This is a genomic window from Stenotrophomonas sp. FW305-C-20-S1 (assembly GCF_058783335.1).
Genome location: NZ_JBYTEK010000008.1, coordinates 80,784 through 102,199 on the forward strand (window position 1 = coordinate 80,784; position 21,416 = coordinate 102,199).

The following is a 21,416-nucleotide window of genomic DNA, read 5'->3' on the forward strand; positions in this document are numbered from 1 at the left end:
GGAATTGAAAACGCCGCCCGATGGGCGGCGTTTTCGTTGATTGCATCCTCCGGTGGGTACCGAGATTGCATCCTCTGGTGGGTGCCGACCGTTGGTCGGCACACCTTCAGCCAGGGTCACGGCATCCGCGGGTTGTCGAACGCGTCGCGCTCCTCATTGGCGTCGTACACCGGCGGCAGCGGTGCAATCGACTGCTCCTCGACGGTCGCATGCAGCGGCGGGTCAACCACCGCTGCCGGTGCACGCACCAGCGCCACGCTGTCTTCGCCTCGCTGCAGGCGCAGCGCGTTGGCCAGGCACTGCGCGGCCAGCACGTGTTCGCCACGTTGCGCGAAGGCTTCGCCCAGCGCTTCCCACGCAGGGGCGCCGGCACCCGCGGCGATGGCTTCATGCAGGAACGCATCGGCCGCGTCCCATTGTTGCTGCGCCAGCGCGATGCGGCCCTGGGCCAGGCGCAGGGCGGCCGAGTCGTCGTGCACGTTGCGCCAGCGCTGCAGGTTGGCCTGGCGCGTGGCCAGACGTTCGGCCGGCAGACGGCCATACACGGCCACCAGTTCGTCATCCCAGCGGTGGTCCAGCGCCTGCTCAAGCGCCAGCAGTGCCGGTTCGTCCCAGTCCAGTGCAACTGCACGGGTGGCGTAGGAGGCAACTACGTCCGGGGTCGGTCGCAGCGCCTTCGGCGTGGCTTCCCACTGCGCAGCTAGGGCGTTGACGTCGCCCGCTTCCAGCAGTGCCTGCGCGGCCAGGCGTGCTTCCAGCTCGCTGCTGGCCTCGGCCGGCAGCACCTTGGTCTGGCGCAGCGCGCCCAGCTGGCCGTAAGCCTCGTGCGCGCGGCCAGCACGTGCCAGCGCTTCGGTACGCAGCCACAGACCACGCGGCGGCAGCGGCTGGATCGCTGCCACATCCAATGCGTTGATCGCATCCACCGGCAGATCGTTGGCCAACAGCTGCTCGGCACGCAGCAGTGCCTGCAAGGTCGCATCGCTTTCGCCCAGGCGCTGCAGCAGCGCCTCGGCAGCGGGGGCATCGGCCCGCACCTGCGCGCTGCGCACGGCATTGGCCAGGGCAACCCCGCTCACTTCCGGATCCTTGGCGGCGCCATCCAGCAGCTTCTCGGCGCGCTGCCACTGGCCATGCTCATAGGCCAGCAGACCATCGATCAGGCGCACCCGGCCCTGCTTGCGGCGGTAGCGGCCCCAGGCACGGAACGGTGCGGCGATCAGGCTCCACAGCAGCCACAGCACCAGCACGCCGATCACCGACAGCAGCGCTACCTTCGGCAGGTTGCTGTGGTAGTCGTAGCCGCCATAGCGCAGGGTCACTTCGCCGTAGCGGTTCAGGTCATCGGTGCCGAGCCATTGCGCGGCAACTACGCCAATGGCCACGGCCAGCAACAGCACGACCAGTGATTGCAGGGGTTTCATACGGGCTTACCTCCGGTCGGTCTGGGTACGCAGTTGTTGCAGGGTGCTGCCAAGCACGGTGTCATCGGCCTGCAATGGCAGCGAGCGCAGGGCATGGAGTTCAGCACGTTGCGCGCGCAGGTCCGGTGAATCCGGCCAGCGCCGCTGCGCCCAGAGATCGATTCTGTTCAGCGCGGCATCGCGGCCTTTGCCGTCGCCGCGCTCGATCGCTGCGCGGGCCAGGGTCAGTTCCAGCTGCAGCGCCGTATCGATGGTGGCGCGCTCGGCCGACGTCAGCGGGCCGTTCAGGCGGCTCGGGGTGATATCCACGAAGGGCGCCAGCGCGGCCTGCCACCACGGTTTTGCGGTGTTGTTGGCCGGCGTCTGCGCGATCTGCGAAGGCAGGCCCTGCAGGGCCTTGCCCAGCGCGTCCAGGCGTTGCAGTGACAGCACGCGCGGGCCAGCGCCCAACGCATCCAGCGCGTTGCGTTCCTGCACCAGTGCCTGGCGCAGGTTCAGGCCGTCGCTGTCGGGCAGATCGGCCAATGCAGTGGCGGCCAGCGCATACAGCCGGCGTGAGCCTTCCACGTCATCGGCGAAGGCCAGCCGCTGTGCGGCCTGGGTCAGCAGCAGTTCGGCCTCATCGCGCTGCACCGCCTGGCGGCCCTGGTTGGCGCTGTCGGCCAGCTTGGCCAGGTTTTCTTCCAGCAGGGCACTGCGTTGCGACAGGCCCAGCACTTCGTCGCGCAGCACCCGGTTGGTGGTGGCCGCATCCTGCAAGCGCTGGCTGGCAGCACGCTGGTCGCGGCGCAGGGCCTCGACCGTAGCCTCCAGCCCCTTCAGCTGCACGGCGGTGGTCTGCGCCTGCGCCAGCTGGTCGCTCTGCTGCTTCTGCCAATAGTGGTAGCCGGCATAGCCGCCCGCGCCCAGCACCGCCAGCACGGCAAGCGGCAGCAGCCAGCGCATGGGGCGATGGGGCGATGGAGCGGGCGGCAGAGTGTCGTTCATCGGGCTTCCTTGTCGGCGGCAATGCCGGAACAGATCCGGCAGGCAGCGTTGTGCACAGCATCACTGTTGCCGACGACACCGGCAAGCCGCTGCCGGGCGCCTGTTCAGGTCGCTGCCGGGCCGGTGAGCGCAGTGTGTGCAGCGGCCATCAACTGAACGCTGGTAGGGCCCTCGCTGCGCACCACCCGGGTTAGCCCCAGGGCCTGCGCCTGCGCGCCCAGCCGGTCGCTGGCCACCAGCGCGATCGCGTTCGCCCGCAGCCGCTGCTGCCAGTGCGCAGGCAGCTGCTGCCAGAAACGCTGCAATGCCTCGCCACTGCTGATGGCCAGCAGCCAAGGCGTGGGAGAACGGGCCAAACGCGCCAGCATGCGCCGTGACAAGCGCAGCGGCAGCCGTCGGTAGACATCGGCGCGGGTGATCTGCGCGCCCGCGGCCTGCAACTCAGCGGCAATCAGGCCCCGGCCTCCCGGTGCGGTCACCAGCCCGATCTGCATGCCCCGCACATCGCCCAGCACCGGCATCGCCAGCAGGCCCTCGCTGTCCATCCGCTGGGGCGCATGGACGTCAGCGACGCCATGGGCCAGCAGGGCACGCGCGGTGCCTTCGCCCACCGTCAGCCACGGGCTGCGCTGCGCCGTCGCCAGCGGTAGCAGGCTGGCCGCTGCGGCCACGGCTGCCGGGCTGGTGAACACCACCCGATCGCTGGTCAGCGCCCGTTGCAGTTGCTGGCGCGCGGCGCTGCCCTGCAGACGCTGCAGCCGCCAGGGCGAAAGCGCGACGGTACGGCCTCCCAGCCCTGCTGCGGCGTGGCGCAGCGCCGCCTGCTGGCCCTGCGGGCGCAGCGAGATCAGGGTCCAGCCAGTGGGTATCGTATGGTTGGCCATTACCGTCATTATGCGGGCCCTTCGTTGTCGTGGTTGCTGCTGATGGCTGTTGATGCCCTGACCTCTTCGCTGGCTGCCCTGCAGGACGTGCTGGACTGCATGCCGGCGGTCCGCGCGATGCAGATCCGCCTGGATGGCTATGCCGACGGCGTGCTGCGTATCACCGCGCCGCTGGTGGCCAACGTCAATGACAAGGGCAATGCGTTCGGTGGCAGCCTGGCCTCGGTGCTGACCCTGTCCGGCTGGGCGCTGGTCAGCCTGCGCCTGCGCCTGGCCGGCCACGACGCCGAGGTCTACGTGGCCGACAGCAACCTGCGCTACCTGGCACCGGTCTATGAAGACCTGCATGCCCATGCCGAAGCGGCTGGAAGCGGCGCCTGGGAGACCTTCCTGGCCACCTTCCGCCAGCGCGGCAAGGCCCGCATCAGCATTGTCGCCACCCAGCCCGGTGCCGACGGCAAGGCCGCGGCCGAATTCAGCGGTCGCTTCGTTGCCTTCGCCAAAGGGTAGGATGGCAGGCTGACGCCCTGCGGAACCCACCGATGCGCCGCCTCATCCAGATCCTCCTGTGTTCCCTGCTGCTGCTCAGCGCCGCCGCCGGCGCTGCCGCCGACGACCTCAGCCGCAAGCAGCGCAAGCTGCTGGAAGAGACCCAGATCGCCTACGGTGCCACCATCCGCTGGGGCAGCATGGACGACGCCATTGCCTATCTGGACCCGCAGCTGCGCAAGTCCAAGCCGCCGACCGAGTTCGAACTCAACCGCTATGCGCAGCTGCGCGTGTCGTCCTACCGCGAGCGCAGCAGCGCATCGCTGGACGGCGGCCAGGTCGAGCGCCGGGTCGAAATCGGGGTGATCAACCAGAACACCCAGGCCGAGCGCACCGTGGTGGTGACCGAGCGCTGGCGCTGGGATCCGGAAGCCAAGCGCTGGTGGCAAAGCGCGGGCCTGCCGGACCTCTGGCAGGGGCAGTGACGGGTCGCGTCCGGCTTGTGCGACAATCGGCGCCCGCTTAATCGACCCGTGACCTGAGTGAATTACGAAGAGTTGCTGGCCTTCGCAGGCCGAAACCCGATGCTGTCCGCGGCCCTGGTCGGCCTGACCGTGGCCCTCATCGTCACCGAAATCCGCCGCCTGTTCCGGGGCTTCAAGGGCATCAAGCCCGCCGAACTGACCCAGCTGATCAACGCGGGCGGCACGGTGGTGGTTGATCTGTCGCCCAGCGCTGATTTCGAAAAGGGCCACATCGCCGGCAGCCGCAGTGCCCAGGCCAGCGCGTTCGGCCCCGAGCACAAGCTGGTGGCCAACGCCAAGCAGGCCCCGGTGGTGCTGGTGTGCCGCAGCGGCAACGCGTCCGAGACCGCCGCCAAGGCGCTGAAGAAGGCCGGCTTCGAGAAGGTCTTCGTGCTCGACGGCGGCATCCCCGCGTGGCAGCAGGCAGAACTGCCGCTGGTCAAGGGCCGCAACTGATCGCAGGCGGTGGCGGATGTGGCCTTGTTTGCGCCCTCCGCCGCCCCCATCGCAGTAATTCGACCATCGTTTTCATTGCATTCACTGGAGTTACTGGAAATGTCCGAAGAGACCACCAACGGCGCTGTCGCGCCGGTCGATGCCGCCACCGGCCCCGCGTTCACCGTCGAGAAGATCTACGTCAAGGACGTTTCCTTCGAGTCGCCGAATGCCCCGTCGATCTTCAACGACCAGGTGCAGCCGGAACTGCAGCTCAACCTGAACCAGCAGGTCCAGCGTCTGGGCGAGAATGCCTTTGAAGTCGTGCTGGCCGTGACCCTGACCTGCCAGGCCGGCGAGCGCACCGCGTACGTGGCCGAAGTGAAGCAGGCTGGCGTGTTCGGCCTGGTCGGCCTGGACCCGCAGTCGATCGACGTGCTGCTCGGCACCCAGTGCCCGAACATCCTGTTCCCGTACGTGCGCCAGCTGGTCAGCGACCTGATCCAGGCCGGCGGCTTCCCGCCGTTCTTCCTGCAGCCGATCAACTTCGAAGGCCTGTACGCAGAAACCCTGCGCCAGCGCCAGGAGCAGGGCGACGCACCGTCGCTGGCTGACTCCGAGCCGGCCGGCAACGCCTGATCCCGGCCGCGACGTCACGGATGAGCACTACCGCTGACAAGATTGCCGTACTCGGCGCCGGTTCCTGGGGAACCGCGCTGGCGACGCTGCTCGCCCGCCACGGTCGCCAGACCGTGCTGTGGGGGCGCGATGCTGCCGTGGTCGAGGCCATCGACCAGCGCCACGAGAATCCGCGTTACCTGCCGGGCATTCCGTTGCCGGAATCGCTGCGCGCCACCACCGACCTCGCGTCGGCGGTGGAAGGTGCGGCCTGGATCCTGGTGGTGACCCCGTCGCATGCATTCGGTGAAACCGTGCGCGCGCTGGCGCCGCTGCGTCCGGCCGGTGCCGGTGTGGCCTGGGCCACCAAGGGCTTCGAGCCCGGCTCTGGCCGCTTCCTGCATGAAGTAGCGCGCGAAGTGCTGGGCGAGGACGTGCCGCTGGCCGTTGTCACCGGGCCGTCGTTCGCCAAGGAAGTCACCCTGGGCCTGCCGACCGCGATCACCGTGCACGGCGACGTGCCCGAGTTCGCGCAGACGGTGGCCGAGGCGATGCACGGTCCGGCGTTCCGCGCCTACACCGGCGACGACATGGTCGGTGCCGAGCTGGGCGGTGCGATGAAGAACGTGCTGGCCGTGGCCACCGGCGTCGCCGATGGCATGCAGCTGGGCCTGAACGCCCGTGCCGGCCTGATCACCCGTGGCCTCAACGAGATGCTGCGTCTGGCGGCAGAGATCGGCGCCAAGCCGGAAACGCTGATGGGCCTGGCGGGGCTGGGCGACCTGGTGCTGACCTGCACCGGCGACCTGTCGCGCAACCGCCGCCTGGGCCTGGCCCTGGGCCGCGGGCAGACGCTGCAGGACGCCATCCGCGAAATCGGCCAGGTGGTCGAGTCGGTGCAGACCGCCGACGAAGTGATGCGACAGGCGCGCCGTCATGGCATCGACCTGCCCATCTCCGACCGCGTGCGCGCCGTGCTGCATGGCGAGCAGACCCCGGAAGAAGGATTGCGTGCGCTGTTGGCACGCGAACAGAAGCCGGAGTATCCGGATACGCTGTTCAAGTGAATCGAAAACCCCGGCCCAGTGCCGGGGTTTTTTTTTTGTGCGTGCGCGAAACCCATCCACGCATGGCGTGGATCTACTGCGGAACCCGCAGCGCCCATCACCGCGACCGCGGCGGCGTGTTGGTGTTGTCCATGTCCGAAAAAATCATCCACGGCCCACCCGCCACCCGCTTCAACGTCAGCGTGAACTTCCCGGTATCGCCTACGTTGCTGCCGTAGGTGTAGGCACCAATGATGTAACCGGTGGATTCCTCTGCGGCATAGGCCAGCGCACGCAGCCGCAACGGGCTGCTTCCCTGGCCGGCATACGCTGCCTCGATCGCCGCGCGCCCGCGCACGGGCGGCTGGTTGCTCTGCAGGATGAAACCATCCTCGGTAAACAACCTCGCCAACGCCTTCGCATCACCGGTGCGCCACGCCTGTTCGTAATCGCGCAGCACGCGATCCAGCGTGGCGGGCAGGGGGACATCGGCAAGACGTGCGGCGGGCGAGGATGCGGTGGGCTCCTGCGCAACAACAGGCCCGGCCAGCAACAGGCCACTGATGAGAAACACGGCAAGTCTTGAATGGCACATACGTCTGCATCCTGGCGGTGATGGAAGGCGTGATTGCCAGAGTATCCACCTTGGCTGGCGGGTAGAATCACGCGGTCGCCGGCTGGGCGAATGGACACAGGACAGGGAATGACGTCTCGAATGATGGGAATGGCAGGGCTGGTCGCGTTGCTGGCTGCGTGCACGCAGGCAGCGACACCGGAAGCAGGCACCGCAGCTGCACCCGCCGCTACTGCTGCGCCGACGGAAGCCCCCGCCGCCACGACCACGGTGGTCGAGCACGCACCTTCCGTCGAAGACGGCGTGGACCCGTCGGTGTGGGACAACGAAGGCGAGCCGGAAGGTGAGACCCCCGGCGCCGAACTCACCTGCGCGGACAATCCGCTGGCGACTTATTTCTTCACCCTGGTCGGCGGCAACACCGTGGACGACTGCGGCCGCAAGGACCCGAAGGTGCTGGCCGCGTTCGACGCCCTGATGAAGAACACTGCGGCGGCCGAATCGCCCGACAAGAACGTCCCCTCGCTGCGCGAACGCCTGCTGAGCGGTCCCAGCGGTCCTGGCGAACTGATGGTGCTGCAGGGCGAGCCGTGGTGGCTTTACACCGCCTGTCAGGCACACCAGTGCTCGACCACCGCGCTGGCGATGCTGTATTCGCCGACGCACTCGAAGATGGTCGGCCGCCTTACCGCCCGCTGCAACGTGTGGTGGCTGGGCGAGCCGAACGCGGAGCAGCGCGCCCTCATCGAGCGCGAGCGGCCGGTGGACGAGGCGATGTTGAAGGAAGAAGGCGATTCCTGCGAATGACCGGCGGTAACGCCGGAAGATTCTCCGGCGTTACGCCTCAGGCCGCATCCGCGCGCTGACCTGCGCGGTCAGCGCCAGGCACGCCATCATCAAACCCTCCATCACCCGATCGCCCACGTATTCGTCGTCCGGTCCGTTCTGGCGGACGCGCTCGGCCGCCAGCAGCATTTCCAGCGCGATGCGCAGGCCCGCCAGTGCGCAGTCCGCATCGGCCAGCGCCATGCGGCGGCCGGGCATCTGATGACGCTCCGGCCACGGCTGGCCGTCAGCGGCTGTGCCTTTTCCAATCCGCGTCAGCGTGGCGATGAAAGCTCTGGGATCGATCGCAGATGCTTGTTCTGATGACGCATCGTCCTCAGCGCGATAGGGGTGAAGACGGGGGAATTCCGGTGTGGTCATGGCTGAGGCTCCGTGCAGGACAGACGGTAACCGCCACACAAAGGTGGCGGGCGGAGACGTGGCTCGAAAACCGGGCGCTTGTTGAAGCCGGCAGGCACAGGGCCTCCACGCTCCGCCCGCCATAGCCGGCAGACGGATTGCCAGCCGGCGTCACGCGGGGTGACGCCGGCTGGCAAGCGTAATCAAACAAGCGCACGGGTCTTCGAGGCCCGGCCATCCTTTTTCGATGGCCCGTCATCTGTACCTCTGTGGCTGCGCAACGCCAATCAGACAAGTTGCATTCAACGCTTGATGCAAGACGCTTTCGGCATTCTTGCATGCTGTTAAGCCGCCCCAGACGCCGATGGCGCAAGGGCCCTAAGCGATAGAGGAATATGCGACATGGGTCGTGATTGCCAGCGTAGTGTGCTGACACGTCAGCGAGGCAATAGCGACAGAACTCCGCGATGCGGCGATACAGCGTGGGGCTAGTCGAGCTCTATGAGAAAGCGCGTGGCCATGGCAGATGGCACCACAGACGCCCCGACCCGCTTCAGTTCAACCAGCCCATAGCCTTCCATCATCCGAAGGGTACGAGAAAGGCTTGGAACCTTGCGCCCGCAGTGCTCGGACAGTTCGGTGAGCGACCTGGGTTGAAGTTCGCGCAGCAGTCGCAACAGCCGGCGGTTCTCATCACTCAGTACTGCGGCCAGGGAAGACAGGGTGGAGAAGGCTATCGCCCCCTCCGTAACCTGCGGCGGTGCCGATCTGTCCTTTCGTTCTCCGCCGATGACACAACGTCGGAAGGTACTTTGGACTGGCGAACGGCACGTATCGGAATCTGTCATCGGTGCGGGATTGCATTGGGACCGACAGATCATGTCTGGCCGAGCACGCGCTGGATTGAACAAACGGCGCATGGATGGCGCAACCGAAGGCTGTGTCAGCTTCCGGCCAGCAGCAGCCGCACGAGGCTCACGATCACGCTTGCCTCACCCGTTCGGGGCAGGCGGGGACCCGAGCCTGCCGGCAGACTGGCGACCTTATCCTTGGAAGAACAACGCAATGAGTACCTCCAACCGCAAGACGGCCAGCTTCGGCGTGCCGTGGGAATCGGCCTATGGGTATGTACAGGCCGTGCGCGTGAACAATTCGATCTTCGTGTCGGGCCAGCTCTCGCACACGCCGGAGGGACAGCTGGTGGCGCCGGCCGCTCTGGGCGCTGATGGAAAGCCTGCCAACTTCGACACCATGGAAGCGCAGATGAAGCGCACCTACGAGAACGCGCAGGTGTTGTTGGCCGAGCTGGGTGGATCGTTGGCGGATGTGGTTGAGGAAACCCTGTTTGTCATTGATGTGCCTGCGGCGTTCGCCGCCAGCAGCAAGGTCAGGCCTGCCGTCTATGGCCAGCCTGTTCCCCAGGTGGCCAGCAACCTCATCGGGGTTTCCGCGCTCGCCTTCCCCGAACAGTTGATCGAGATCGCGTTCCGCGCTGAAGTGCAGCCGTAGCCGGCCCCCTGAAGCGAAGGAGCACCCCGCGCTGACATGGAAAGCCCGCGGGCGCATTCACGCCCGCAGGCCTTCCTCACGTTGGCTCCGCAACTTACATGCCCAGGTCGGACAGCCCCGGGTGATCATCCGGGCGGCGCCCCAGTGGCCAGTGGAACTTGCGTTCGCTGTCCTTGATGGGCATATCGTTGATGCACGAGAAGCGGCGCTCCATCAGACCATCCGCGCCGAATTCCCAGTTCTCGTTTCCATAGGAGCGGAACCAGTTTCCAGAGTCGTCGCGCCATTCATAGGCGTAGCGCACGGCGATGCGGTTGCCGGTGAATGCCCACAACTCCTTGATCAGGCGGTACTCAAGCTCTTTCTTCCACTTTCGGGCAAGGAACTGCCGGGCTTCCTCGCGGCCGTTGGTGAACTCGGCGCGGTTTCGCCACTGGGTGTCGAGCGAATAGGCAAGCGCCACTTTGTCGGCATCGCGGGAATTCCAGCCATCTTCTGCCAATCGAACCTTCTGGATCGCCGCTTCGAGAGTGAACGGGGGAAGGGGGGGACGGGGTGCTTCTGCGGACACGGTGGGGCCTCCAGTGGAAATGGATGAACGGGGTACTGCGGCGGGATTTCGGTTACTGCGGCGTTAGCGCGTGGCTTGCTTCAACAACAACTGCGCAACTTCCCTTGCGGTGTCTGCGGCGTCGTAGTCACCCATCACGCGCGATACGGTGATGGCGCCTTCCATCAGAAGCAGCAGCTGCTGCGCCAGAACGGCCGGCTGCGCGATGTTCAGTTGCCCGGTGAGCTCCAGCGTGTAATCGAGCAGTTTCTGCTTGTGGTGCTTGGCGATCCTGCGGATCGGGTCGTGAGAATCGCCGACCTCGCCTGCCGTGTTGATGAAGGCACAGCCGCGATAGCCCTCGGACTTGAACCAACCTTTGAGCACCGTGAACATGCCCAGGATGCGCGCTTCCGGGCTGCCGGCCTTGTCGCATTCCTGCCTGAACCAGTTGAGCCAGCGCACGTCCCGCGCGCTCAGCGCGGCTGCGGCAACCTGGTCCTTGTTTTCAAAGTGTCGGTAAATGCTCTTGCGCGCAACGCCAGAGGTCTTCACCAGCAGATCCATGCCGGTCGCATGTATTCCGTTCTGGTAAATCAGCGCCTCCGCCGTGTCCAGGATCTTCAGTCGAGTGTCGGTCGTTGTCTTATCCATGGCGCCAAGGTAGAACGATCGTTCTACCTTGTCAACCAGCGATTACACATCAGCTCTGCGGCACAGTTGCCGAAGGCGACCTGCCAGGTAATCCGGACATTTCCACAACCTGTAGCGCCCGGCCGGGCTGACCAATATCTGACTCGGATGGCATGCACACGCCAGCTTCCGCTTTCGGCCAGAAGCTGACATCGCGAGGCCCTCTAGTCGCTTACAGGAGCATTCCTCCTGAGGCCTCAATGCGCTGACCGGTAATCCAATGACTGCCTCCCGCCAGCAGGTTTGCCACGGCCATGCCGATGTCGTCGGGGCGACCCGTACGTCCCATCGCCGTGTGCTGTGCCACGTAGTGGTTCACGGCGGCATCGTCGCGCACTGCACCGCCGAAGAAGTCGGTCTCGGTGGCGCCAGGGGCTACGGCGTTGACCGCGATGCCCTTCGGTCCCAGCTCGAGCGCGAGATAGCGGGTGGCGGTTTCCAGTGCGCTCTTCATTGCTGCGTACACCAGGCTGCCCGCAGCCACGTGGCGGGTCAGGCTGGTGGAGATGTTGATGATGGCGCCGCCATCGGCCAGCTGCGGCGCCAGCAACTGGGTCAGCAGCAGTGGCGCTTTGAAATGCACGCGGTACAGCAGGTCGATGTCATCGCCGCGGATCTCACCGAACGCCGATGGTGCGTGCAGCCCTGCATTGTTCACCAGCTGTTGGAAGTGCGATGCACCCCAGCGCTGCAATTGTGCCCGCACAGCCGATGCGAAGGTCTCCAGTGATCCAATCGCATCCAGATCCAGCGGCAGCATCGCGGCGCGTACGCCATAGGCTTCGATCTGGCGCAGGGTTTCGGCGGCCTGAACCTGCTGATGCTGGTAGGTAATCATCACGTCGCTACCCTGCCTGGCCAAGTGGAGGGCAATGCTGCGGCCAATGCCGCGGCTGCCGCCGGTAACCAGGGCGATCGTGCGCGGGGTGTGTACGCTGTTCATGGTGGCTTTGTCTCGTGAAACGGAGCGTGACATGCTGCGCCCACGGTGCCGTCCGCACTTGCCCAATTGCACACGATCCTTGCCCGATTCCCCTGCTACCTGTGATCGCCAAGCCCCGCTGCGTGCATTAGCGCTGCAGGCGCAGGCGGTGCTGCGCGCACGCAGCCTGGACGCGGAGCCGCTGCTGGAACTTCTGCCCGGCGCTTGGCTGGCGCGTACAGGATCAACGCGCGCTCCGGCCCCGGCTCTGTACCGTCCCGCGGTGGCGGCGGTGCTACAGGGGGCCAAACAGGTATGGGTGGGCGATGCGGTGCTGGAATATCGCGCCGGCGATGCACTACTCACCCGTCAGCCCGTTCCCGCTCGCGGGATGGCCGCCCGGGGCAACCACCAGACGCATTTTCTGGGGCTGGTGGTGGAGTTGGACACCGTCTTGTTGCGACAGTTGCTGAGCCAGTTGGGCAACCCACCTACAGGCCAAGCGCCTCATCCTGCGCCATTCAGTGTGGTAGCGCTGGATTCACCCGTACTGAGCTGTCTGCTGCGTCTGCTGGAGCTGGCCCTCGACACGCCCGACGCCCAGCGGCTGCTGTGGCCTGCCCTACAGCGTGAGCTGCTGTTTCGTCTGTTGCAGGGTGAAGCAGGGCCAGCACTGCTGGCGATGGCCCAGCCATCTCCCTTGGCACGGCGGATGGCGGGCGCGATTCGTACCCTGCAACGCAGCTTCCGGCAACCGCTTGATGCGGCCGCGCTGGCCAGCCGTGCAGGCATGGGCAGCGCGCTGTTCTATCGGCATTTCCGTGCGGCAACGGGCCTGTCACCGCTGCAGTACCAGAAGCAGCTGCGCCTGATCGAGGCACGTCGCCTGCTGCAGGGGGGCGGCACCAGCATCTCCGCCACCGCGTTCGCCGTGGGCTACGAGAGCCCTTCTCAGTTCAGCCGCGAGTTCAGTCGGCTGTTCGGCCACGCACCGCGCGAGGCTCTCCCGCCGATCGCTCGATGAGTATCAGCCTTGCTCGGCCACTTGGCGCTGCAGCATCGCGATTCCGGCTTCCAGCGTAACCGCCGGCCGATAGCGAAGCTCGCTGCGTGCACGGCTGTCATCCAGCGTGACCTCCACCGCTGAAGATGCGAACTCCTGGCGGGTCATTGGCGCACGCAGAGGCAGCCGCAGTCTGCGGAAAAGGTCATCCAGTCCGATGAAAACACGCAGCAGCGCACGCGGCACCTGTTTTTCAGGCGGTTGTACGCCATAAGCCAGCAACTGAGCGCCAATCAGACGGCGGAACGGCACGGGCGCACCATCGCAGATGTGGTAGACACGGCCGCCCGCACCGCGCGTCAAGGCGCAGCAGACCGCTTCAGCCAGGTTGTCCACGTGGGTGGACGAGGTGAGGTAGTGCCCGCCGTCGATCCAGGCGAAGCGGCCGCTGCGTACGGCCTGCAGCAAGTAGGGCATAGCGGTCGTGTTGTCGCGGCCCCAGACAAATCTTGGTCGCAGCACCTTCACTGCGAAATGCGGTGTGGACAGCGCGATCGCCACCCGTTCTGCTTCAGCCTTGCTCGCGCCGTAGATGCCTGCTGCGCGCGCCGGATACTGATGGTCCTCGCGCGCCTGTTGCAAAGGCGCACCGGTGGTCAGTGCCGATTCGCTGCTCAGCACGATCGCCACCGACACACCCGCAGTACGGGCGGCCGTCAGCACGTTGCGGGTGCCTTCCACGTTGGTCTGCCACTGGCTGGGTGAAGCATTTCGGTGGTCGGTGTCGGCGGCCGCGTGGATCAGCGCGGCGCAGCCCTCCATCGCCGCAGCGATGCCGGGGTCCAGCAGATCGCCGTGTACCGGCTGGGCGCCCAGCGCCTGTACCACCGCCGCCGCCTGGGGGCTGCGCACCAGCGCACGCACGTGGTGACCGTCTGCACACAGGCGGCGAATCAGATTGCGGCCCACGTAGCCGCTTCCTCCGGTCAGGAAGAGGGTGGAAGAACTCATCAGGGTTACCTCGGGGGAGAGAACGGGTTCAGCGCGGCGGCGTCTCGATCAACGCGCCAATGTCCTGCAGCAGCTGCTGCCGCTGCGCGGCCGGCCACTGCACGTAGTCCAGCGACTCCAGCAGCTTCATACCCTCCAGCGCGAGGTATGCCAGCAACGCGCTGCGTGGGTGCGTGGCCTGCTGCTGGATCTCGGCCAGGATCTGCGCCTGGTTGTGCTGGATGGGCGCGCGCAGCTGTGGATCCTGGGCCATGGCCGCGCACAGCGCCAAGGCCACCGGCTGGAATGCCTCGGGAAAGGGCTGGGCCGCTGCGGCAATACGACCGCGCAGCAGCGCATCCTGGTTGAACCCCTTGGCCGCCTCGCGGTTGAAGGCGTTGTCGCGGGCCACCGCACGTTCGACCACGGCCTGGATGAGACCGGCCTTGGACTGGAAGTCGTAGACCACCGAGGCCTTGCTGACCCCGGCTTCGGCGGCCACCGCATCCAACGTCAGGCGCGCCGCCCCTACCTGGGCGACAACGCGCTCGGCAGCATCAAGGAGCTGCTGCGGATCAATACTTTTGCGACGGCCCATCACCGGATTCCATATTTAACCATCCGGTCGATTATAAATGTGGATGCGCTGGTGTAAAGCCCTCTGGGCGGCCTACAGCGCGTCGTAGAGCGCGCCCAGCTGGCGCAGGATCTGCGTGGCCGCCGACAGCTTGGCCTCGGAGTACTGCGCCAGCGCCTGCTGCATCCACTGCTGGATGTTCGCTTCGCGCTGCCGGTGGCGCGCTCGACCGGCGGCCGGCACCTTCACCCGCACCTTGCGCCGGTCGTCGGCTGCCTCCTGCTTGTCCACGTAGCCAGCACCTACAAGACCTTTCAGCAGCTGGGTCACGGCCGCAGTGGAGGTTTCGGTACCCTCTGTCTTCAACCTGACGTGCGATGCAGCATCAGCAGGAAGAGCAAGCTCCGCGTGAGCGTGGGCAACTGCTGCAGCAGGCGATCATTTCGGGGAACGCCTACTTCGACGAGAGCGGCTCGACGGATATCGAGCGGCGCCGCAAGACGGCGCTGTTGTATCGGGCAACGCTGGAAATCAAGCTCTGAACGGTCATCGACGATCGGCGCGACCACGAGACCAAGGAGATGGCCTGACCTGCGCAATGTCTGCATTCGGACAGATCGGTCGTTCACCTCCCGCAGGGGGCCCGGGTGTCCGCCACGACCAAGCCTGAAAAGGCCGCAATCACCCTCGCATCAACCTACACAACGGTTCCATGGGATGATGCGGTGCCCACCGGACGAGCGACCATGCAGAAGCTGACGGACCCCAATCTGCTGGACGACATCGCCGAGATTGGTCGAATCCAGGCCGTGCCGCGAATCCTGGAGACCGTCGCCCACATCACGGGCTCACGATTCACGGCTATTGCCCGCGTGACCCAGACAACCTGGACCGCGTGCGCCACCTTCGACACCCTGGGGTTCGGGTTGGTTCCCGGTGGCCAACTGGTGCTTGAGACCACCATCTGTGACGAGATCAGGCAGTCGGCGACGTCAGTTGTATTTGCGCATGCAAGCGAGCACCCGATTTACTCCCGGCATCACACGCCACGGATCTACGGGCTTGAGAGCTATGCGTCCGTTCCCATCCATCGGCCAGACGGGAGCTTCTTCGGCACGCTCTGCGCGATTGATTCGGCACCGGCCAACTTCGACGTAGCCCACGTCCAACGCTCCATGGAGCTGCTGGCCGACCTGGTAGGAAGCTACCTCGACAAGGAAGATCGCCTTGTGCGAGCGGAATCCGCGCTCTCCGATGCGCATCGTGTCGCCGACCTGCGCGACCAGTTCATTGCCGTGCTGGGTCATGACCTGCGCAGTCCGCTGCAGGCCATCAGCATCGCCGCAGATTCGCTGGCATGTGAGGCGGGCACTGAGCGCCAGCAACGGATGCTCGCGCACATCACTTCCGGCGTTGCCAGAATGGACGGACTGATCAACGACGTGCTTGATTTCGCCAGGGGACGTCTGGGCGGCGGCATTCCCATCGCGCTGCAGCTGACAAGCACGCTGGAAGAAGACCTGAAGCGGGTTGTGGAAGAGGTGGCAATCGCCACTGGCCGCCAGGACATCAAGGTCCACATACAGATAGACGACGACGTGGTCTGCGACCCGAGCAGATTGGCACAGCTCCTGGCCAACCTGCTCACCAATGCAGCGGTACACGGAGAGCGCTCGTCCCCGATTACGCTGACCGTCCACTCCGAGCCGGAAATGCTCACGCTCGACGTACACAACGAGGGACACATTCCATCAGCGAGGTTGGACGCGATTTTCAGCCCATTCTCACGTGAAAAGAGTGAGCGTCCGCGGCCCGGTCTCGGCCTCGGCATCTACATTGCGTCGGAGATCGCGCGGTCCCATGGCGGCACATTGGAGGTGGAGTCCAGTGCGGCCGCCGGCACCTTGTTCACGTTCAAGATGCCCAGGCTGGAGCTTCCGTAGCGGTCTGCCGCGACCACGACCGCAGCCTTCAACCGGGTTTCATTTGCGGGCGTGTCGCGCGTCTTTTTCATCCACGTCCTTCGCAGACGCGCGACTCTGCGCGAACTCCGGGAACGTTTCTTCGATCGAGTCCTTGTCCGGCAGCACGTAGAACACGCCGCCCTTCTCGAACGTGGGATGCACGATCTGCTCGTAGAACCCGGGCGAGACATTGATGCAGCCATGGGTGACACGGTTGTCGTCCGGCGTGGCCGATGCCAGTCGTTCGCTGCGCTTCTCTTTCGGGGTGCCCGGGGGAAGCGGGTGCATTGAAACGGCGGAATCGTAGTCCACCCACAGCACGCGTCCGGCGTCCTCGGACGGGCCATAGGCGCCAATGAAACGACCAGCCGGGGTGGTGCGGTCGTGGCCGGGAATCGCGCTCAGTGCGAGCTTGGCGACGCCGGGTGCCGAGTGATCGCCGATGGCCGAACCAAACAGCGCTGGCGCTGCGCCGCGCAGCTTGCCGTCACCGCCGAAGACCAGGACCTGCGCAGCCGCCTTGTCCATGATCGCGAACGGATAGCCCTGGTTGTCCTTGCTGGCCACGACCCAGCCGGCCAGTTCAATCACCGTATCGGATACCTCCTGGCCCTGCGGAAGTTCATCGGCGGCGGTCGCCGTTTCCGTGGGTGCGTCCTTGGCTTCCTTGGCGTTCCTGGCGCTGGCTGCGCCGGTTCCTGCCAGTGCCAGCGCGATGGCCAGCGTGGCCGATACGGCCCGGCGTGCAGGGAGTGAGTACGTACGAATGGGACGGCTCCTTCGGATGACGACCGAGAGGCTGAAAGACACCAGTGGCCGGTGAAGGACACTGGTGTCTGGTTCAAGCGTTCATCAAAGTGGGTGGAGAGCGGTTACCCGCGCGGCTTGCGGCCGGGGACCCTTTCGAGCTGCTGCACGCGGCCTTCGATCTGATCCAGACGCTGGTTGGCCTGCTGTGCAGACTGGTTGGCGGATTCGGCGCTCTGCGCCGCGCCCTGCACCTTCACGTCGAGCTGGTCGAGACGCGAGTTGATCGTTGCAAATTCGTCTTTGTAGGTGGCGCAAGCACCGAGGCTTACGGTAGCAACGATGGCTACGGTGACGGCACGTGCCGCGTTGATTTGCTGCTTGGTCAGGAACATTCCACTCCCTCCTTCGTCTGGGGAGTCTGGAATATAGCGGCGTTTGTTCCCGCCGCTGCGAAGTGCTTTCAGCTGCAGTTGGAAGACGTGGATGGCCTGTGAAGGTCGGGCAATCAGCAATCCTTAACAAGCGGGAACAAGCGAGCTCTGCTGCATCGGTTGATGTCCTTGTGCCACTTCGATCTCTCCAATTCATCAGCCTGAAGCCGACTCGCGTTGTTCCTCTCAATGGGCGCAGATGGGCGTGACGCAACAACATCGACGCCCGCACCGCGGTTTCGTGCGTGCAGGCCTCATAGCGATCAGCTGCACGAAGCGATCAGGCACCCCGGACTGCATTTCGTGGGCTACTGCATGGTCTTGTAGATCCTCACGCGGGGAACCACGGTCAAGCGGTGCCGCAAGCTGGCAGATAACGCGATTCCAACTCAAAGGGTATAGGTCATCGATTCCAGCATCAGGCGCATTCCTGCCTCAGCCGCTTCGCGATTGGCCTCGACCGTAGTAGTAGACGCATAGCAGGACCAACCGCGACCACAGCCCCGGATGGCCACCAGTTGCACCCGTTCGCGTTTCGGATGACCTGCGGGGAAACGGTCGTCCTGGAACCGGGTCGAATATGCCTGGATGGAAGGAGAAAGCTCGAATGCTGAATACGTGGGAGTCTCCAAGGGCGCCACGTCCTGCTGCGCTCCATATTTCGCAGATGCCCACTCCGACAACGTGACCGCCTGATCGACGAAGGCAACGTCCACCCTGAGTTCAAGCTCGATCTGCCCAGGCCGCTTCAAGTCGGCTTCGACATGCAAGTAGCGGTTGTCCGTCTCTTCGTCGAATCCGGCCCATGCCACAGACCAGTTTCCAGGCAGCTCCAGCCTCAGCCCATCGACCGTGTATCTCTTGGGCGAAGCAACATCGGCACGAGGCGCGGGCTGCGGCGCGGGCGTGCGGCTGCAGGCCACGGCAGCCGTTGGCAGGATCAGCGCGATGGCAAGCAGTAGGTGGTTCAAAGGACGCTTCATATGAGCTCTTGGGTGGCGTGCGCGCAGCACGAATCAGTCCGCGAACGTGGCGGTTTCCAAGATCTTTCGAATGCCCGCTTCCGCGGCGTTGCGATTTGCCTCCAACGTCCAAGTGGAGGCGTAGCAGTTCCACTCCACGCCGCACCGCTTGACGGCCAACACGTGCAGGCTTCGGGCATACGGTTGGTCGTCTTCGAAGAGCTTGTGCCGGAACTGCGTTGCATGAGCCTTCACGCCTGGCGCCAGCTGGTAGGCGGAATACTTGGGCGGTCCGTAGTTTTGGCTGTCCCCCACATCCAGTGAGTACAAATGGGCGGCCCAATCCGGCAGCGAGAGGACCTCGCTCGTGTGGATGAGAACGACCCCCACATCGAGGGTCAACACTTCGAAACGGGTCTTGTCGGCTTCGATGAACACCCGTCGATGGTTTTCCCCGTCACTGGGATGGTCTTCTACGACTGTCCAGTTCCCGGGCACCTGCATCTTCAGCCCGTCCTTCGTGTACGTCCTGGGCGAGGCAACGTCTGGTGGCGCAGCTGGCTCGGCGACGAGGCCCTGCGAAGCGGCCACGGCAGGAGCAAGACAGGCGACACAGATGAGGCTTTGGAGCAGGAAAGGTCTCACGCGCATTCCTAGGGCGGATAGTGGCCGCGGATGGTAGAGAGGGCACGAATGAGTCGCCATAGGAAAATTTGTAAATCTGCCTTGGTGCCGCAGCAAACCGAAGATCGGAAAGCAGAAAGGCGACGAGACCTCCCCTTCTGCGCTGACGCAACAATGCGTGTTCGCCCACATGACGTGTCGAGAGTTCCCTGAACAGGAACCTCATTCATGTACCGGTCAGTTCAATATTCAGGGCCGATTTCATCAACAAACGGATAATTCACACCTGTCGAACGCCTCTCCTCCCTCCCCTCCCGAGGGGCGTTCGACGAAACCAAAATAATGAAAGGTGTATCCCGATGATCAAGAATTCGCTGCTTGCCCTGGGTCTGTTGGCCGCGCTGCCGTTCGCCGCATCGGCTGCCGATGGCCTGTCGTACAACTACGTTGAAGGCGGCTACGTGAACACCGATGCCAAGGGCGGCGACGCTGATGGCTGGGGCGTGAAGGGCTCGGTTGCCGTGCACCCGAACTTCCACATCTTCGGTGATTACAGCAAGCAGGAAACCGACACCTTCAAGAACGATGTCGACCAGTGGCGCATCGGTGCCGGCTACAACTACGGCATCGCACCGAACACCGACCTGGTGGCTCGTGTTGCATACCAGAAGTTCGACATGAAGCACGGCCTGGACTTCAACGGCTACTCCACTGAAGTGGGCGTGCGCACCGCGTTCAACCCGTACCTGGAAGGCTATGCGCTGGCCGGTTACGAGGATTACAGCAAGAAGCACGGCATCAACCCGGACGGCGAGTTCTACGGCCGTGTCGGCGCCACCGCCAAGTTCAACCAGAACTGGGGCCTGAGTGGCGAAGTGAAGCTGGCCAAGGCCGGCGACCGCGAGTGGTTCGTGGGCCCGCGCTTCAGCTGGTAACAAACGCCTGTCGTTAGTGCGTGTAACTGGCGTGTGATCTCTCTCCCACACGCCAGCGAAGCCCGGCCTCGTGCCGGGCTTCTCTTTTTCCGGCATCGCTTTGCCACAATGGGGCATGGGCGATCCCTCCACTCCCGCTGGCACCGGCTCGGCCTACCAGGAACACCTGGCGCCTGCGCCGCTGCGTGGCCAGTTCGGCCAGCTCTGGCAAAGCCAGTTGCCTGCTGATGCCAGTGGCAGCATCACCGTGCTGCCCGATGGATGCGTGGACATTCTCTGGCGTGATGGTGCGCTGTTCGTGGTGGGACCGGACCGTACCGCCGCACACCCGCAACTGGCCCCCGGGGCACAGGTGCTGGGCGCGCGGTTCCGGCCTGGGCAGGCATCGTCTGCGCTCGGCATCGACTTGTCCGGCATCGTCGGCCAAGCCGTGCCCCTGATCGAATTCAATACCCGCTGGGCGACGCAGGCTGCGGCCTGGATCGGTGACGCCGCGCCCGACCAGCGCCTGCAGCGCCTGGCTGACAGCCTGCAGCGGAACATGCCGGCGGCCGTGCTGGACGAACACACACGCCGCGCGCATGCGCTGTTCGCGCACGCTGCCAGAGGCGATGCCAGCATCGACGCACTCGCCGCACAACTGGCCATGAGCCCGCGCACCCTGCGTCGCTTCAGCCAGACACAGTTCGGTTACGGGGCAAAGTCGCTGGAGCGGATCCTGCGTCTGCAGCGGTTCCTGCGCTGCAGCCAGACCCAACCCGCGCACAGTCTGGCGATGCTGGCCGTGGAGGCGGGCTATGCCGACCAGGCCCACCTCAGCCGCGAAGCCCGCGAGCTTGCCGGCCTGACGGCAAGCGCGCTGCGCCAGCAGTGGGGACGTTGATGGCCGTTTCGTTCAAGACCCGGGCCCGACCCTGACCGATGCTGGGCGCTCCAACCACGGAGCCGCACCATGAGCCACGCAGACACCACCAGTGCCGAACGCCGCATCGACAACATCGAATTCAACGTCGCCGACATCGCCCGCAGCAAGCAGTTCTATGGGCAGGTCTTCGGCTGGTCCTTCACCGACTACGGCCCGGCCTATACCGAGTTCGATGACGGCCGCCTCAAAGGTGGCTTTGTCGCCGACGAGGCAGTGACGCCCTCAGGAGGCGCGCTGGTCATCGTGTACTGCGTGGACCTTGCCGACGCGCAGCAGCGCATCCTCGCAGCGGGCGGCGAGATCGTGCAGGCCGTGTTTGCCTTTCCCGGCGGCCGTCGCTTCCATTTCCGCGATCTGGACGGCTACGTGCTGGCGGTGTGGAGCGACGCCAGCTGATCCGTCTGCCTCTACAATC

Annotated in this window: 29 protein-coding genes; 13 read left to right on the forward strand and 16 right to left on the reverse strand. The window is 65.2% G+C overall.

Translation table 11 applies throughout. The features are described 5' to 3' along the window. Positions 1 to 116 precede the first annotated feature (116 nt). From AC3WTC_RS06360 to AC3WTC_RS06370, 3 genes are all read right to left on the reverse strand, one after another. Complete coding sequence (locus AC3WTC_RS06360; protein ID WP_492711087.1) at positions 117 to 1,424, reverse strand: heme biosynthesis HemY N-terminal domain-containing protein; 1,308 nt, start codon at positions 1,422 to 1,424, stop codon at positions 117 to 119. 6 nt (positions 1,425 to 1,430) lie between these two features. Next, positions 1,431 to 2,411, reverse strand: coding sequence for a uroporphyrinogen-III C-methyltransferase (locus tag AC3WTC_RS06365; protein ID WP_059063155.1), 981 nt, complete (start codon positions 2,409 to 2,411; stop codon positions 1,431 to 1,433). Positions 2,412 to 2,515: 104 nt separating this feature from the next. After that, a complete protein-coding gene (locus tag AC3WTC_RS06370) occupies positions 2,516 to 3,304 on the reverse strand; it encodes a uroporphyrinogen-III synthase (protein WP_099786287.1) in 789 nt (262 codons plus the stop codon). A 33-nt stretch (positions 3,305 to 3,337) separates the two neighbouring features. Here AC3WTC_RS06370 and AC3WTC_RS06375 point away from each other — a divergent pair, with 33 nt between their 5' ends. The 5 genes from AC3WTC_RS06375 (at position 3,338) to AC3WTC_RS06395 (ending at position 6,428) form a co-directional block, all read left to right on the forward strand. Further along, complete coding sequence (locus tag AC3WTC_RS06375; RefSeq protein WP_032951885.1) at positions 3,338 to 3,805, forward strand: YiiD C-terminal domain-containing protein; 468 nt, start codon at positions 3,338 to 3,340, stop codon at positions 3,803 to 3,805. Between the two features lie 32 nt (positions 3,806 to 3,837). Further along, positions 3,838 to 4,269 (forward strand): hypothetical protein, encoded by a 432-nt coding sequence (locus AC3WTC_RS06380; protein WP_032978037.1) that lies wholly within the window; start codon positions 3,838 to 3,840, stop codon positions 4,267 to 4,269. 57 nt (positions 4,270 to 4,326) lie between these two features. Beyond that, complete coding sequence (locus tag AC3WTC_RS06385) at positions 4,327 to 4,764, forward strand: rhodanese-like domain-containing protein (protein WP_025875933.1); 438 nt, start codon at positions 4,327 to 4,329, stop codon at positions 4,762 to 4,764. A gap of 99 nt (positions 4,765 to 4,863) precedes the next feature. Next, positions 4,864 to 5,382, forward strand: coding sequence for a protein-export chaperone SecB (secB, locus tag AC3WTC_RS06390; RefSeq protein WP_025875931.1), 519 nt, complete (start codon positions 4,864 to 4,866; stop codon positions 5,380 to 5,382). A 20-nt stretch (positions 5,383 to 5,402) separates the two neighbouring features. Next, on the forward strand, positions 5,403 to 6,428 hold the full coding sequence (locus tag AC3WTC_RS06395; protein ID WP_492711091.1) for an NAD(P)H-dependent glycerol-3-phosphate dehydrogenase: 1,026 nt from the start codon (positions 5,403 to 5,405) through the stop codon (positions 6,426 to 6,428). A gap of 97 nt (positions 6,429 to 6,525) precedes the next feature. Here the strand turns inward: AC3WTC_RS06395 and AC3WTC_RS06400 are convergent, their stop codons facing one another. Continuing rightward, a complete protein-coding gene (locus tag AC3WTC_RS06400; protein WP_354275538.1) occupies positions 6,526 to 7,002 on the reverse strand; it encodes a YybH family protein in 477 nt (158 codons plus the stop codon). Between the two features lie 108 nt (positions 7,003 to 7,110). On the opposite strand from AC3WTC_RS06400, the gene AC3WTC_RS06405 reads away from it, so the two are divergent. Further along, positions 7,111 to 7,788 carry a hypothetical protein gene (locus AC3WTC_RS06405; RefSeq protein ID WP_309909232.1) on the forward strand — a complete coding sequence of 226 codons (678 nt, stop codon included), beginning with the start codon at positions 7,111 to 7,113 and terminating at the stop codon, positions 7,786 to 7,788. A 30-nt stretch (positions 7,789 to 7,818) separates the two neighbouring features. Here AC3WTC_RS06405 and AC3WTC_RS06410 read toward each other — a convergent pair whose 3' ends face one another. Beyond that, the gene (locus tag AC3WTC_RS06410) at positions 7,819 to 8,187 is read right to left on the reverse strand and encodes a hypothetical protein (protein ID WP_492711094.1); all 369 of its coding nucleotides are present in this window, start codon (positions 8,185 to 8,187) and stop codon (positions 7,819 to 7,821) included. A gap of 467 nt (positions 8,188 to 8,654) precedes the next feature. After that, entirely contained in the window at positions 8,655 to 9,086 is a 432-nt protein-coding gene (locus AC3WTC_RS06415) for an HVO_A0114 family putative DNA-binding protein (RefSeq protein WP_492711096.1), read from the reverse strand. A gap of 145 nt (positions 9,087 to 9,231) precedes the next feature. Between AC3WTC_RS06415 and AC3WTC_RS06420 the strand changes: the two genes are divergently transcribed. Beyond that, the gene (locus AC3WTC_RS06420; RefSeq protein WP_025875920.1) at positions 9,232 to 9,675 is read left to right on the forward strand and encodes a RidA family protein; all 444 of its coding nucleotides are present in this window, start codon (positions 9,232 to 9,234) and stop codon (positions 9,673 to 9,675) included. 94 nt (positions 9,676 to 9,769) lie between these two features. Here the strand turns inward: AC3WTC_RS06420 and AC3WTC_RS06425 are convergent, their stop codons facing one another. The 3 genes from AC3WTC_RS06425 to AC3WTC_RS06435 all read right to left on the reverse strand — a co-directional run bounded on the left by AC3WTC_RS06425 (position 9,770) and on the right by AC3WTC_RS06435 (position 11,861). Next, positions 9,770 to 10,246 carry a nuclear transport factor 2 family protein gene (locus AC3WTC_RS06425; protein ID WP_154879023.1) on the reverse strand — a complete coding sequence of 159 codons (477 nt, stop codon included), beginning with the start codon at positions 10,244 to 10,246 and terminating at the stop codon, positions 9,770 to 9,772. A 63-nt stretch (positions 10,247 to 10,309) separates the two neighbouring features. Beyond that, positions 10,310 to 10,879, reverse strand: coding sequence for a TetR/AcrR family transcriptional regulator (locus tag AC3WTC_RS06430; RefSeq protein WP_492711098.1), 570 nt, complete (start codon positions 10,877 to 10,879; stop codon positions 10,310 to 10,312). A 211-nt stretch (positions 10,880 to 11,090) separates the two neighbouring features. After that, positions 11,091 to 11,861 (reverse strand): SDR family NAD(P)-dependent oxidoreductase, encoded by a 771-nt coding sequence (locus tag AC3WTC_RS06435; protein WP_140227939.1) that lies wholly within the window; start codon positions 11,859 to 11,861, stop codon positions 11,091 to 11,093. A gap of 148 nt (positions 11,862 to 12,009) precedes the next feature. Between AC3WTC_RS06435 and AC3WTC_RS06440 the strand changes: the two genes are divergently transcribed. Continuing rightward, entirely contained in the window at positions 12,010 to 12,864 is an 855-nt protein-coding gene (locus tag AC3WTC_RS06440) for an AraC family transcriptional regulator (protein WP_492711100.1), read from the forward strand. A gap of 3 nt (positions 12,865 to 12,867) precedes the next feature. On the opposite strand, the gene AC3WTC_RS06445 is transcribed toward AC3WTC_RS06440, so the two are convergent. From AC3WTC_RS06445 to AC3WTC_RS06455, 3 genes are all read right to left on the reverse strand, one after another. Beyond that, on the reverse strand, positions 12,868 to 13,854 hold the full coding sequence (locus tag AC3WTC_RS06445; RefSeq protein ID WP_354275536.1) for an NAD-dependent epimerase/dehydratase family protein: 987 nt from the start codon (positions 13,852 to 13,854) through the stop codon (positions 12,868 to 12,870). Between the two features lie 28 nt (positions 13,855 to 13,882). Then, positions 13,883 to 14,431: a TetR/AcrR family transcriptional regulator gene (locus AC3WTC_RS06450; RefSeq protein ID WP_025875904.1), complete on the reverse strand. Its 549-nt coding sequence runs from the start codon at positions 14,429 to 14,431 to the stop codon at positions 13,883 to 13,885. Positions 14,432 to 14,503: 72 nt separating this feature from the next. Next, entirely contained in the window at positions 14,504 to 14,776 is a 273-nt protein-coding gene (locus AC3WTC_RS06455; RefSeq protein ID WP_099786278.1) for a helix-turn-helix domain-containing protein, read from the reverse strand. Between the two features lie 11 nt (positions 14,777 to 14,787). Here AC3WTC_RS06455 and AC3WTC_RS06460 point away from each other — a divergent pair, with 11 nt between their 5' ends. Both AC3WTC_RS06460 and AC3WTC_RS06465 read left to right on the forward strand, forming a co-directional pair. Further along, the gene (locus AC3WTC_RS06460; RefSeq protein WP_279207914.1) at positions 14,788 to 14,952 is read left to right on the forward strand and encodes a hypothetical protein; all 165 of its coding nucleotides are present in this window, start codon (positions 14,788 to 14,790) and stop codon (positions 14,950 to 14,952) included. A 204-nt stretch (positions 14,953 to 15,156) separates the two neighbouring features. Next, a complete protein-coding gene (locus tag AC3WTC_RS06465; RefSeq protein ID WP_492711103.1) occupies positions 15,157 to 16,353 on the forward strand; it encodes a GAF domain-containing sensor histidine kinase in 1,197 nt (398 codons plus the stop codon). Between the two features lie 39 nt (positions 16,354 to 16,392). Here AC3WTC_RS06465 and AC3WTC_RS06470 read toward each other — a convergent pair whose 3' ends face one another. The 4 genes from AC3WTC_RS06470 to AC3WTC_RS06485 form a co-directional block, all read right to left on the reverse strand. Beyond that, on the reverse strand, positions 16,393 to 17,091 hold the full coding sequence (locus AC3WTC_RS06470) for a hypothetical protein (RefSeq protein ID WP_025875899.1): 699 nt from the start codon (positions 17,089 to 17,091) through the stop codon (positions 16,393 to 16,395). Positions 17,092 to 17,246: 155 nt separating this feature from the next. Next, positions 17,247 to 17,516 carry a hypothetical protein gene (locus AC3WTC_RS06475; RefSeq protein ID WP_025875897.1) on the reverse strand — a complete coding sequence of 90 codons (270 nt, stop codon included), beginning with the start codon at positions 17,514 to 17,516 and terminating at the stop codon, positions 17,247 to 17,249. Between the two features lie 428 nt (positions 17,517 to 17,944). Beyond that, positions 17,945 to 18,538, reverse strand: a complete 594-nt coding sequence (locus tag AC3WTC_RS06480; RefSeq protein WP_218788350.1) for a hypothetical protein — start codon at positions 18,536 to 18,538, stop codon at positions 17,945 to 17,947. A gap of 33 nt (positions 18,539 to 18,571) precedes the next feature. Continuing rightward, a complete protein-coding gene (locus tag AC3WTC_RS06485; RefSeq protein WP_218788352.1) occupies positions 18,572 to 19,162 on the reverse strand; it encodes a hypothetical protein in 591 nt (196 codons plus the stop codon). A gap of 341 nt (positions 19,163 to 19,503) precedes the next feature. Here AC3WTC_RS06485 and AC3WTC_RS06490 point away from each other — a divergent pair, with 341 nt between their 5' ends. From AC3WTC_RS06490 to AC3WTC_RS06500, 3 genes are all read left to right on the forward strand, one after another. Beyond that, the gene (locus tag AC3WTC_RS06490; RefSeq protein WP_025875896.1) at positions 19,504 to 20,076 is read left to right on the forward strand and encodes an OmpO family porin; all 573 of its coding nucleotides are present in this window, start codon (positions 19,504 to 19,506) and stop codon (positions 20,074 to 20,076) included. A 115-nt stretch (positions 20,077 to 20,191) separates the two neighbouring features. Continuing rightward, positions 20,192 to 20,959, forward strand: coding sequence for a helix-turn-helix domain-containing protein (locus tag AC3WTC_RS06495; RefSeq protein ID WP_080150302.1), 768 nt, complete (start codon positions 20,192 to 20,194; stop codon positions 20,957 to 20,959). A gap of 69 nt (positions 20,960 to 21,028) precedes the next feature. Continuing rightward, the gene (locus AC3WTC_RS06500; RefSeq protein ID WP_059063170.1) at positions 21,029 to 21,397 is read left to right on the forward strand and encodes a VOC family protein; all 369 of its coding nucleotides are present in this window, start codon (positions 21,029 to 21,031) and stop codon (positions 21,395 to 21,397) included. The last annotated feature ends 19 nt before the right edge of the window (positions 21,398 to 21,416 follow it).

Excerpts from the sequence above, each read along its gene's own strand:
- AC3WTC_RS06435 (WP_140227939.1), bottom strand. The coding sequence starts at position 11,861 with ATGAACAGCGTACACACCCCGCGCACGATCGCCCTGGTTACCGGCGGC.
- AC3WTC_RS06480 (WP_218788350.1), bottom strand. The coding sequence starts at position 18,538 with ATGAAGCGTCCTTTGAACCACCTACTGCTTGCCATCGCGCTGATCCTG.
- AC3WTC_RS06495 (WP_080150302.1), top strand. The coding sequence starts at position 20,192 with ATGGGCGATCCCTCCACTCCCGCTGGCACCGGCTCGGCCTACCAGGAA.
- AC3WTC_RS06475 (WP_025875897.1), bottom strand. The coding sequence starts at position 17,516 with ATGTTCCTGACCAAGCAGCAAATCAACGCGGCACGTGCCGTCACCGTA.
- AC3WTC_RS06430 (WP_492711098.1), bottom strand. The coding sequence starts at position 10,879 with ATGGATAAGACAACGACCGACACTCGACTGAAGATCCTGGACACGGCG.
- AC3WTC_RS06415 (WP_492711096.1), bottom strand. The coding sequence starts at position 9,086 with ATGCGCCGTTTGTTCAATCCAGCGCGTGCTCGGCCAGACATGATCTGT.
- AC3WTC_RS06370 (WP_099786287.1), bottom strand. The coding sequence starts at position 3,304 with ATGACGGTAATGGCCAACCATACGATACCCACTGGCTGGACCCTGATC.
- AC3WTC_RS06405 (WP_309909232.1), top strand. The coding sequence starts at position 7,111 with ATGACGTCTCGAATGATGGGAATGGCAGGGCTGGTCGCGTTGCTGGCT.
- AC3WTC_RS06460 (WP_279207914.1), top strand. The coding sequence starts at position 14,788 with ATGCAGCATCAGCAGGAAGAGCAAGCTCCGCGTGAGCGTGGGCAACTG.
- AC3WTC_RS06395 (WP_492711091.1), top strand. The coding sequence starts at position 5,403 with ATGAGCACTACCGCTGACAAGATTGCCGTACTCGGCGCCGGTTCCTGG.
- AC3WTC_RS06365 (WP_059063155.1), bottom strand. The coding sequence starts at position 2,411 with ATGAACGACACTCTGCCGCCCGCTCCATCGCCCCATCGCCCCATGCGC.
- AC3WTC_RS06420 (WP_025875920.1), top strand. The coding sequence starts at position 9,232 with ATGAGTACCTCCAACCGCAAGACGGCCAGCTTCGGCGTGCCGTGGGAA.
- AC3WTC_RS06380 (WP_032978037.1), top strand. The coding sequence starts at position 3,838 with ATGCGCCGCCTCATCCAGATCCTCCTGTGTTCCCTGCTGCTGCTCAGC.
- secB (WP_025875931.1), top strand. The coding sequence starts at position 4,864 with ATGTCCGAAGAGACCACCAACGGCGCTGTCGCGCCGGTCGATGCCGCC.
- AC3WTC_RS06410 (WP_492711094.1), bottom strand. The coding sequence starts at position 8,187 with ATGACCACACCGGAATTCCCCCGTCTTCACCCCTATCGCGCTGAGGAC.
- AC3WTC_RS06450 (WP_025875904.1), bottom strand. The coding sequence starts at position 14,431 with ATGGGCCGTCGCAAAAGTATTGATCCGCAGCAGCTCCTTGATGCTGCC.
- AC3WTC_RS06375 (WP_032951885.1), top strand. The coding sequence starts at position 3,338 with ATGGCTGTTGATGCCCTGACCTCTTCGCTGGCTGCCCTGCAGGACGTG.
- AC3WTC_RS06500 (WP_059063170.1), top strand. The coding sequence starts at position 21,029 with ATGAGCCACGCAGACACCACCAGTGCCGAACGCCGCATCGACAACATC.
- AC3WTC_RS06445 (WP_354275536.1), bottom strand. The coding sequence starts at position 13,854 with ATGAGTTCTTCCACCCTCTTCCTGACCGGAGGAAGCGGCTACGTGGGC.
- AC3WTC_RS06465 (WP_492711103.1), top strand. The coding sequence starts at position 15,157 with ATGCAGAAGCTGACGGACCCCAATCTGCTGGACGACATCGCCGAGATT.
- AC3WTC_RS06400 (WP_354275538.1), bottom strand. The coding sequence starts at position 7,002 with ATGTGCCATTCAAGACTTGCCGTGTTTCTCATCAGTGGCCTGTTGCTG.
- AC3WTC_RS06360 (WP_492711087.1), bottom strand. The coding sequence starts at position 1,424 with ATGAAACCCCTGCAATCACTGGTCGTGCTGTTGCTGGCCGTGGCCATT.